Source organism: Streptomyces sp. NPDC044044 (assembly GCF_056434405.1).
Genome location: NZ_JBWKFG010000011.1, coordinates 196,935 through 206,097 on the forward strand (window position 1 = coordinate 196,935; position 9,163 = coordinate 206,097).

General features: G+C 70.6%; 10 protein-coding genes. 6 read left to right on the forward strand and 4 right to left on the reverse strand.

Annotated features, from left to right (window positions below; all coding sequences use genetic code 11):
• Positions 1-32 precede the first annotated feature (32 nt).
• On the reverse strand, positions 33-1,034 hold the full coding sequence (locus AC07AG_RS36840; RefSeq protein ID WP_478760874.1) for a LuxR C-terminal-related transcriptional regulator: 1,002 nt from the start codon (positions 1,032-1,034) through the stop codon (positions 33-35).
• A gap of 251 nt (positions 1,035-1,285) precedes the next feature.
• Between AC07AG_RS36840 and AC07AG_RS36845 the strand changes: the two genes are divergently transcribed.
• Genes AC07AG_RS36845 through AC07AG_RS36855 form a run of 3 tightly spaced genes read left to right on the forward strand, consistent with a single transcriptional unit; the run spans position 1,286 to position 3,461 of the window.
• Positions 1,286-1,720 carry an XRE family transcriptional regulator gene (locus AC07AG_RS36845; protein WP_478760875.1) on the forward strand — a complete coding sequence of 145 codons (435 nt, stop codon included), beginning with the start codon at positions 1,286-1,288 and terminating at the stop codon, positions 1,718-1,720.
• Positions 1,708-2,274, forward strand: a complete 567-nt coding sequence (locus tag AC07AG_RS36850; RefSeq protein ID WP_478760876.1) for a hypothetical protein — start codon at positions 1,708-1,710, stop codon at positions 2,272-2,274. The genes AC07AG_RS36845 and AC07AG_RS36850 overlap by 13 nt, the downstream gene beginning before the upstream one ends.
• Positions 2,271-3,461 (forward strand): MAB_1171c family putative transporter, encoded by a 1,191-nt coding sequence (locus AC07AG_RS36855; protein ID WP_478760878.1) that lies wholly within the window; start codon positions 2,271-2,273, stop codon positions 3,459-3,461. The genes AC07AG_RS36850 and AC07AG_RS36855 overlap by 4 nt, the downstream gene beginning before the upstream one ends.
• A 36-nt stretch (positions 3,462-3,497) precedes the next feature.
• On the opposite strand, the gene AC07AG_RS36860 is transcribed toward AC07AG_RS36855, so the two are convergent.
• Complete coding sequence (locus tag AC07AG_RS36860) at positions 3,498-4,439, reverse strand: TauD/TfdA family dioxygenase (protein ID WP_478760879.1); 942 nt, start codon at positions 4,437-4,439, stop codon at positions 3,498-3,500.
• A 181-nt stretch (positions 4,440-4,620) separates the two neighbouring features.
• On the opposite strand from AC07AG_RS36860, the gene AC07AG_RS36865 reads away from it, so the two are divergent.
• From AC07AG_RS36865 to AC07AG_RS36875, 3 genes are read left to right on the forward strand one after another with little or no spacing between them, the layout of a single operon-like run.
• Entirely contained in the window at positions 4,621-4,839 is a 219-nt protein-coding gene (locus AC07AG_RS36865) for an MbtH family protein (RefSeq protein WP_478760881.1), read from the forward strand.
• A 36-nt stretch (positions 4,840-4,875) separates the two neighbouring features.
• Positions 4,876-5,982 carry a hypothetical protein gene (locus AC07AG_RS36870; RefSeq protein WP_478760883.1) on the forward strand — a complete coding sequence of 369 codons (1,107 nt, stop codon included), beginning with the start codon at positions 4,876-4,878 and terminating at the stop codon, positions 5,980-5,982.
• Between the two features lie 2 nt (positions 5,983-5,984).
• Positions 5,985-6,584: a hypothetical protein gene (locus AC07AG_RS36875; RefSeq protein ID WP_478760884.1), complete on the forward strand. Its 600-nt coding sequence runs from the start codon at positions 5,985-5,987 to the stop codon at positions 6,582-6,584.
• 88 nt (positions 6,585-6,672) lie between these two features.
• On the opposite strand, the gene AC07AG_RS36880 is transcribed toward AC07AG_RS36875, so the two are convergent.
• Together AC07AG_RS36880 and AC07AG_RS36885 are read right to left on the reverse strand one after the other, a co-directional pair.
• Positions 6,673-7,827 (reverse strand): sensor histidine kinase, encoded by a 1,155-nt coding sequence (locus AC07AG_RS36880; protein ID WP_478760886.1) that lies wholly within the window; start codon positions 7,825-7,827, stop codon positions 6,673-6,675.
• Positions 7,828-7,866: 39 nt separating this feature from the next.
• Positions 7,867-9,162 (reverse strand): MFS transporter, encoded by a 1,296-nt coding sequence (locus AC07AG_RS36885; protein ID WP_478760887.1) that lies wholly within the window; start codon positions 9,160-9,162, stop codon positions 7,867-7,869.
• Between the last annotated feature and the right edge of the window lies 1 nt (position 9,163).

Sequence of the window (9,163 nt, forward strand, 5' to 3'; positions counted from 1 at the left end):
GGGGCGCGCGGCGGGCCCCGGCCCTGGCGGGCTCAGCCGAGCTCCCGTGGGTTGAGCCAGCCGCGGACCACCGCGAGGGCCCCCGTCTGGAACCTGCTCCTGGCGCCGAGCCGGTTGGCGAGGGCCGCGGTGATGCGTCTGGTCGTGCGGACCGACGTGCCGAGCCTCCGGGCGATCTGGTCGTCGGTGTTCCCCTGGGCCAGCAGCCGCAGCACGGCCTGTTCCTGCAGGGTGAGACCGTCGTACCCGGGCCGGCTGTCGGCGCCCAGCGGCCGCGCGGTGGCCCAGACCTGCTCGAAGAGCTCGCACAGGGCGCTGACGACGCCCTTGCTCCGGGTGACGAGCGCGCCGCGGTGGGTCGCGTCGGGGTCGTCCGGCACGATGGCGACCTTGCGGTCGTAGATCACCATGCGGGGCGGCAGCACCGCGGCGAAGCGGATGTGCGCACCCGAGTCGGCGAGCCAGCGCGCGTACTCCTTCGTGGCCGGGTCGTTGCCGATGCTCTCCAGGTAGACCGTGCGCATCTGCACGCCCCGCAGGAGGGTCGATTCGTCGAGAGGCCGGCTGGCCTCCATGTTGGCGGGGGACTGGGCGCCGCCCGGCACGAAGGCGATGACCTCGCTCTCGCATCTCGACGCGAGTGATTCGATGCGCAGGCGGATCGCGTCGATTCCGCTGAGCCGCTCGGTGTCCGCGCTCTGCCGGACATGGCTGAACTCCGCGTACTGGGCGACCAGGCGCTCCAGTTCGAGACGGCCCGCCTCGATCTCCTCCTGCCTGCGGCGCAGGTCCGCCTCCTGGTTGGACAGCAGGAGTTCGAGGCCGACTTCCGGTTCCACCGCGCGGTACTCTCCCGGCGTCTGCCACGACGGCCGGATCAGCGCGAGCTCGTTCAACCGGGCGAGACCGTCCCGCACTTGGGACGTCGGCAGGCTGAGGGCCCAGGAGAGGTCATCGACGTCCGCCGCCGGATTCCTGAGCATTTCCTCGTACACGGCCTGTGCGATGCCGTTCAGGCCAAGTAAGTCGAACACTGCGCCCTCCCCAGAAGCACATGGCGACCCACTTGCCCTACTTCGCGGCCGCCTCGACGGGAAGACATCAGCCGTGGTCTCGACTGTGGAACGAATCCCCGCCATCACAATTGCTACGTGAGTTGGGGACTCTATCCAACGTCCCTACAAGATGTGGGTGCAGAATGATCAAAGCAGGGCAAAGGTTTGATCGTGTTCGTACAGGAGTGCCGTCCGACGGTAGAATCACCCCACCAGCTGGAGGTACCCACGTGAACGAACCTGGCGTGACGGCCGGGCTGCGTCTCGCCGACAAGCTCAACCACCTGTTCCGCACCGCGACTCCATCGGGCCGGCGGCCGTACAGCACGGAAGAGGTCGCGCGCAGCATCACTCTCAGCGGTGTCCCCATCTCGGCGAGCTACATCTGGCTGCTGCGCAAGGGGCACCGGGACAATCCGACGCTTCGTCATGTCGAGGCGCTCGCCCAGTTCTTCGGAGTTCCGCCCACGTACTTCTTCGACAAGGGAGACGTGTCCCCGGACGTGCGGCTGCTCGCCGTCCTCAAGGACGCCGGAGTGCAGGCCATCGCCCTGCGCGCTTCCGGCCTGTCCGCGAAGAGCCTGGACTCGATCACCGAAGTGATCGAGCGCGTACGGGAGTTGGAAGGTCTCGCGGAGTGCCCGGACGAGCCGTGCCAGGAGTGATACCGAGAAAGCGGCGAGCGCGGTACGAAGCCCTGGTCCGCGAACTCGACCTGCCGACCCCCTACGGCATCCCGGACGTGTGCCGGCGAGTGACCGAGCGGACGGGACGGACCATCCACCTGGAGGCGATGGCCTTCCCCGCCGAGGGGCACTGCGGAGTGTGGGTCCGTACGTCCCAGGCCGACTACATCTTCTACGAGCAGCAGACCAGCCCGGTCCACCAGCAGCACATCATCGGACATGAGCTGGGACATCTGCTGTGCCACGACGAGGAACGGCCGCGGGAGCCCGCCCTGGGCGAGCAGACCGCACGGCTGCTGCCGGCCGGCCTCGACGCGCGCAGCGTCACAGGGGTGCGGATGCGATCCGCGTACACGGCCGATGAGGAGCAGGAGGCCGAGCTGATCGGCACGCTGCTCCTGCAGGGCGCCAACCACCGGCCCGTGGACCCCGTCTGGGCGGCCACCGCCGAGAGCGCGGGGCTCGTCGGCAGGCTGGAGCGGACGCTGCTGCGGCGGTCGCCGGACGTCCGACGGATGTCCGACCGTCCGTGACGGGTCTGCTGCACCCGCTCTGCGCACTGGTCGCCTGGGCGGCTCTGATCTACAAGGCCAGCGCGCTGCGCCGCACGCCGCGTGACCCGGCGCTGTGGGCGCTGTGCGGCGTGCACGGTTTCTCGGCGCTCAGCTTCACCCTGTCCACCCCCGTCGTGTGGCCGGTCGTCGACCGGCTGACCGGGGTCGCCAACAGCGCGGCGCTGCTGGCCCAGAGCTGCGTGATGGGCCTGATCGCGGCCCAGTGCGCCTTCCTCGGCCGGCTGCTCCATCCGCCGGGACCGGCCTGGGTGAGGGTGACGTGCCACGCCCTGCTCACCAGCGGGGTGGTGGCCGTCCTCGCCGTGCTCTTCGCCCGGCTGCAGCCCTCGGGCGAACACCCCAGGGACTTCACCATCCACTACGCGTCGGACCCCGCGTACGCCCAGTATCTCTTGCTGTACAGCGGGGTGTTCATGGTCGGCGAGGTACTGGTTTCGGTCCAGTGCCTGCGCTTCGCCCGGCGGGTGAACCGGCTGTGGCTGCGGCGCGGGCTGCGCGTCACGGCGGTGGGATCCGCGCTCTCCCTCGGGTACGGAGTGGTCCGGTTCGGCAACGGCCTGTGCGGCTGCGTCACCCTGGATCCGTCGTGGGTGGAGCGCTCCGCGTGGCTCTGCGGTGGCATCGGCGCACTGCTCGCCCAGGTCGGATGGACGCTGCCGGGCTGGGGACCCTCACTGACCATGGGCCGCCGCGCCGTGCGGAGCTATGTGCAGTACCAGCGTCTCCATCCGCTCTGGAGGGCGCTTCAACAGGCCACGCCGACCATCGTCCTGGAGAGCGGATCGTGTTCGCGGCTCTCCTCGCTGCTCACCGTGCGGAACTTGGAGTTCAGGCTGTACCGGAGGGTCATCGAGATCCGGGACGGGCAACTGGCCCTGCGCGACGACCTCGACGCGGAGGTCGCCGAGCGCGCCGACCGTCTGGGCAAGGCCACCAGGCTGTACGGCGCCGAACTGGCGGCGAGCGTCACGGCCGCCCAGCTCAAGGCGGCCGTGCACGCCAGGGGACTGGGGCTGCGGCCCGCGGTGCCCGACACCGGACGGGCCGCCGACGGTCCGTCGGCGGCCGATCTGAGCGCGGAGATCACCTGGTTGCTCCAGGTCGCCCACGCCTACCGCGTGGGCCCGCTGCTCACCTCCGTATGAGCACGGAGGCGCGCTCGGGGGCCCACGCCGCGGGCGTCAGTTGGACATGGCCACCAGCACCTTGCGCGCTCCGGTGTACGAGCGACGGCCGTGTCCCGCGAGGACGTTGTCGACCAGCAGCAGATCGCCCTGGCGCCAGTCCACGTCCACGGCGGCGGCGAGCCCGCGGTCGCGCACCTGGAGGACGTGCTCGGCGGGGATCGGGCGGCCGTCGGCGTAACTGACCGACTGGGGCAGCTCGTCGGCGGGCATGACCTTGGCCAGCTCGGCGGCGGTCTCGTCGCCCAGACCCGCGGGGTGCCACTGGTCGGCCTGGTTGAACCAGACCTCCTCGCCGGTGATCGGGTGCCGCAGGGTGGACGCGCGCTCCTGCGTCACCCGCAGCGTGTCGCCGCGCAGCCACTCCCAGCTCGCGCGGGCGTCGGTGAGGAACTCCTCCACCTCGTCCTTGCTGCCGGTCTCGAAGGTGTCCTGCCAGCTCTTGCCGAGACCACGGCCGCCGTGCAGATTCTGGGTGTAGCGGACGCCGCCCGCGAACGCCTCACGCACGTCGTCGTCCAGGGAGTCGAGCCACAGCGTGCCGTCCACCACGGGGGTGGCGCCGCCGGTCGCCGGGGCCACGGCGCAGTAGAAGAGCAGCCTGGCAGGCCACTGATGCGCGTACGACAGTTCGTTGTGCATGGAGATCACGTACTCGGCCGGGTACTCGGTCGACGTGTAGACGTTCTTGCCGACCTTGGTGCGCGGGGAGTTGCCGTGCACATACGCGAGCCGGTTGGGCAGCAGCAGGTCCATGACGGGTTCGAGGCCGTCCTCGGGCACCCGGAAGCCCCGGAAGACCAGCGCCTTTTCCTTGGCGAGGAGTTGTTCCAGATCGGTGAGTGATTCCAGATGGGAGACGAGGCCGGCGGCGTCCGCGGTGACCCCGGCGTCCGACGGGCCGATCTCCAGTGGTTTCCATCCCTGACGGTTCTCCATTGAGACCGTGACCTCCCGATGTGGCGGATCGTGCGCTCCTGTCCCGGCCACGGTGCGGCAGGCGGCTATATTCCGGCCATACTCCGCCGGTACGTGAAGCGGCCGTTGGTATAGAGGCGGTATAGGACATGGGCCGAGCATTCCCGGGATTCCCTATTCCGGAAATGCCGAGGAGCCTGTCATGGCCGACGAATTCACCGACGATGCCCGTTACCGCGTGGTCCTCAACGGCGAGGAGCAGTACTCGATCTGGTGGGTGGAGCGCGACCTGCCGGAGGGCTGGCGGACCGAGGGCACCGAGGGGACGCGCGAGCAGTGCCTCGCCCGCATCGACGAGGTGTGGACGGACATGCGGCCGTTGAGCCTGCGCCGGAGCATGGAGCAGTCCCTCCCCGCATGACCACATCCGATCACACCCGGCGAGGGACCCCGATTGATGACTGAGCGCGAATCCCCGTCGTCCGACGGCCCCGACCGGCTCGAACTGGTGGGGTGCTGGCTGCTGTCGGTCGCCCTGCTCTCCACCAGTTTCGGCGTGGTCTGGGATGTGCAGTGGCACGACGACGTGGGGCCTGACACCTTCTTCACCGCCCCCCACATGCTCATCTACGCCGCACCGACGCTGGCCGGTCTGGCCAGCGTGGTGATCGTGCTGATGCGCACCGGCGCCTGGCGCGCCGACCCGAGAAGCATCACGGCCGGCCGTGCCGTGACCGTCCTTGGCGTCTTCCGGGCGCCGGTCGGGTTCCTCGTCGCGGGCGTCGGCGCCGCGGTCGAGCTGATCTACGGAATGATCGACCTGTGGTGGCACACCGTGTACGGGTTCGATGTCACCCTCAACTCCCCTCCCCACGTGGGGCTCTCTCTCGGCGGCCTGACGATCTGCGTCGGCGCGGTCCTCGCGTTCATCGCGCTCGGCGGCCGCGGGATCACCCGCTGGGGACTCGTCCTGTCCGTGGCCACGTCCCTGACCTCGATGATGTTCGCGCTCTTCTGGGCGCAGCCCTTCGAGGTGTCGGTGACCGTGGTCGCCCTCTTCGCCCTGATGCTGGTGGCCGGGGTGACCCGCGCCACCGGCTGGGTGACGCTCACGGGGCTGATCTTCGGAGCGCTGCACGCGATCGACTGGTTCTTCGCGCCCTGGATCACCCGGCTCTACGCCGAGAGCCTGGGTCTCTCGCTGCGCGACAACATCTCGGGCCGACCCGAGCTTGCCTCGCTCTACCCGATGGTGCTGCCGCTGATCGCCCTGCTCGTGGAGGTCGGCCTGGTGGTCCTGCGCCGCCGCGGACTCTCGCCCAAGGCCGCCGTCCCCGCGATCAGCGCGGTCGCCGCCCTGCTGATGGCGCTGCTCTACACCCCGCAGCTGGGCAACGGCTTCTCGCCGCTGGTCATCGTGATCGCGACCGTCCTGGGCGCGGGAGCCGGGCCGCTCGGCTGGTCCGCCGCGATCTCCCTGCGCAGGCTGGCCCCGGGCGCGGACATGCCGCCCGCCGCTTCGACGCCGTCCGAGCCCGCGCTGCGGCCCGTCATGGAGGTGTGACCATGCGACGACACACGACATGGCGGAACCGGTCGCGGTACCTGAGGCGTTCCGTATCGGTGACGGTGCTCGGCCTGCTGGCCACGCTCGTCTGGGCGCCCGCCGCATCGGCCGAGGCCGGTCCGGCTCCGGTGGTGCACTCCGAGCGGGTGAAGGCGGGCCCGTACGACCTGCAGGTGTCGTTCAGCGACTGGCCGCTGTACGCGGGCCGTTCACTGGACATGACGTTCCAGCCCACCCAGGGCATCAAGGGCCGTACGGCCCGGCTGCACCTCATCCGGCCGTCGGGCGGCGAGTACGGAAAGCGCGGCGCCGGTCTGGGCCGGGAGCTTCCCCGGTACACACGCTCCCATGACCGGTGGGGACTTGACGCCACCCTGCTGCCGGACGAGGGCACCTGGAAGTTCGACCTGGCCGTCGACGGACCCGAGGGGAAGGGCCGCGGAACCCTCGCCGTCTCCGTGGGGCCGCGCCCCGGACCGCCCATCGAGGTCAGCTGGGCGGTGGGACTGCTGCCGGGCCTGCTCATGGTGCCGATCGGCTTCGCCCTGTGGTGGCGTGGCCGCGGCACACGTACCGCAGCGGTCTGGACGTGGGACTGAACAGGACGCGGACGCCCGCAGCACACGAGAGCCGGCCCCGGTCGTCATGCGACCGGGGCCGGCTGCTGTGTGTCGCGGCCGGACAGGTTCAGGTCCCGCAGGGCAGCGTCACGGTCAGCACGGTCGGGCCGCCGGCCGGGCTGCTGATGGCGAGCGAACCGTCGACGGACGCCACGCGCTTGGCGAGGCCGTCGAGTCCGGTACCGGCGGTGGCGTCCGCGCCTCCGACACCGTCGTCCGAGACGATGACGAGCAGCGAGTCGCCGATCCGGCCGACCGTGACATCGACACCGGACGCGTCGGCGTGCTTGATCACATTGGTGAGCGCCTCGGAGACGACGAAGTAGGCGACCGCCTCGACCGTCGGCAAGGGCCTTACGGCCAGCTCGACGTTGAGACGCACGGGCAGCGGAACGCGTTCGGCGATACCGGAGAGCGCGGCGTCGAGCCCCCGGTCCTCGAGCACGGCCGGGTGCAGGCCGCGGACCAGGTTCCCCAGCTCGGAGATGGCCTCCTTCGCCTCGCGGTGCGCCTCGTCGATGACTTCGCGGGCGTCGTCCGGCAGTTGGTCACCGAGCGTCGCCCTGGCCAGGCCGAGATTGACCGCCATGGCCACAAGACGCTGCTGGGCGCCGTCGTGCAGGTCGCGCTCGATGCGGCGCCGCTCGGCGTCGGCCGCCTCCACCACGCCCGCCCGGCTCTCCGTGAGGTTCTCCACGCGCTGCTCCAGGATCTCGGCCCGCGTGGGGCCGAGCAGCTTCCTGGCCGCGAGGGCGTCGAGGCGTGTCAGTCCGCCGCAGGCCCAGGTGGCGAAGGCGAGCACGGCGAGGCCGGCCGCCATCACATAGCCCGCCGTGACGGAGTAGCCGTGGTGCGCGAGACGCCACTCCAGCGGAAGCTCCCACACCCAGATGTACACGGTGCCTGCCGCGAACCCCACGAGCCACAGCGCGAGACCGACGGCCGCCGCGAGCGCCACCGCGGGTCCGGACAGAAGGTGGTACTTCGCCTGCCGCCACCGTGTTCTCCGGTCGTTCTCGGGCGTGCGCGCGATCTCCACGCCGAGAACGGTCTGAAATCGGTATCGCTGAATCAGCGTCAGGACCGGAATCATCTTGGGGAGAAGCGCGCAGAGGAGCGAGACGAGCTGCAGCGGAATTCCGGCGGCAAGAAAAGTGAGGGTCTTCCACACTTTCCATAACGGGGGCCGCAACCGCTGAATCACTCGGTGGAGGGAATGCATGGACAAAAGCTTAGCCTCAGCGGGTAGTTCGGCCGAATGTCACGAGGAGCCGGCCGGTTCGGCCAGGGTCCGTCTGCCGGAGAGCACCACGGCGGTCACCAGCAGCATGACACCGCAGACGACGAGCCCCGTCGGCCCTGCGCCGACGGAGGCCAGGAGAAAGCCGCCGCTCAACGCGCCCAGGGAGTTCGCTCCGGACGCCAGGAAGCGTGCCGTCCCGTTCACCCGGCCCTGGAGCTCGTCCGGGGTGTTCTGGACCTGGAAGACCCAGGCGGTGACGCTCAGTACGCCGACGATGAGCGTGGTGGCGGTCAGGATGACGGCAAGCCCCGCGGGGTGGCGCACCCACGCGACCAGCGGCGTGATGAGCGTCCACGCCGCACAGCCGGTGAGGAAGACGGGGCGCAGTCCGAAGCGCCGCCTGAGGCGCGGAGCGGCCAGCGCCCCGGCGAGCCCGCCGAGGCCACCGCAGCCGGTGACCAGGGCGACGAACACCGGTGAGCGGCCGCTCTGCTGAATGATCACCATGACGGTGAGCATCAGGATCTGGAAGGCGAAGTTGCAGCCCGCGAAGAGGGCGACGAGCAACCGCGCGACCCGGTGCCGCCACAGCCAGGTGACGCCCTCCCTGATGTCGGTGTGCAGCGGCCGGGCCCGTGAGCCGGCGCGGACGCCCCGGTTCCCGCGCATCAGCGTCACGCACACCGCCGCCACCGACGAGGCGAGTGCGGTGGTGGCGAAGGGCAGCCAGGCCGCGACGGCGAGCAGGCCGCCGGCGCTCGGCTGCCCGAGCAGCCCCATGGCCTGGCCGCGTGCCTCGTTCTGGGCGAGCGCGGCCGGGAGATGGCCCGCGGGCACCACCTGCCGGACGCTCGCCCGCTCACCCAGGTCGACCACGATGCCCCGGGTGCCTTCGAGGAACGCCGCCGCCATGAGGTGGGGCAGCCACACGTGACCCAGGGCCACGGCGACGGCCACCGAGGCGATCGAGAGGGCGCCGAGGACGTCGCACCACAGCATCAGGCGGCGCCGGTCCCAGCGGTCGACCAGCGCACCGGCCGGCAGTTGCACCACGAAGTTCGGCAGCGAGGCCGCGAACCCCACCAGGCCGGCGTGCATCGCCGAGCCGGTGAGATACAGCGTCAGGAGCGGGAAGGCCGTCATGCCCACCCGCGTACCGAACTGCGAGACGCCCGCCCCTACCCACAGGCGGATGAAGTCGGCGTTCTTGCGCAGGGGGACCGGTGGACGGTCGGGTCGGGGCGCAGCGGGGGCGGCACCCCCGGACTCCGTGGAGGTGCCGGTGTCCGAGGGGCCGCGGGTGTCCTCACTCATC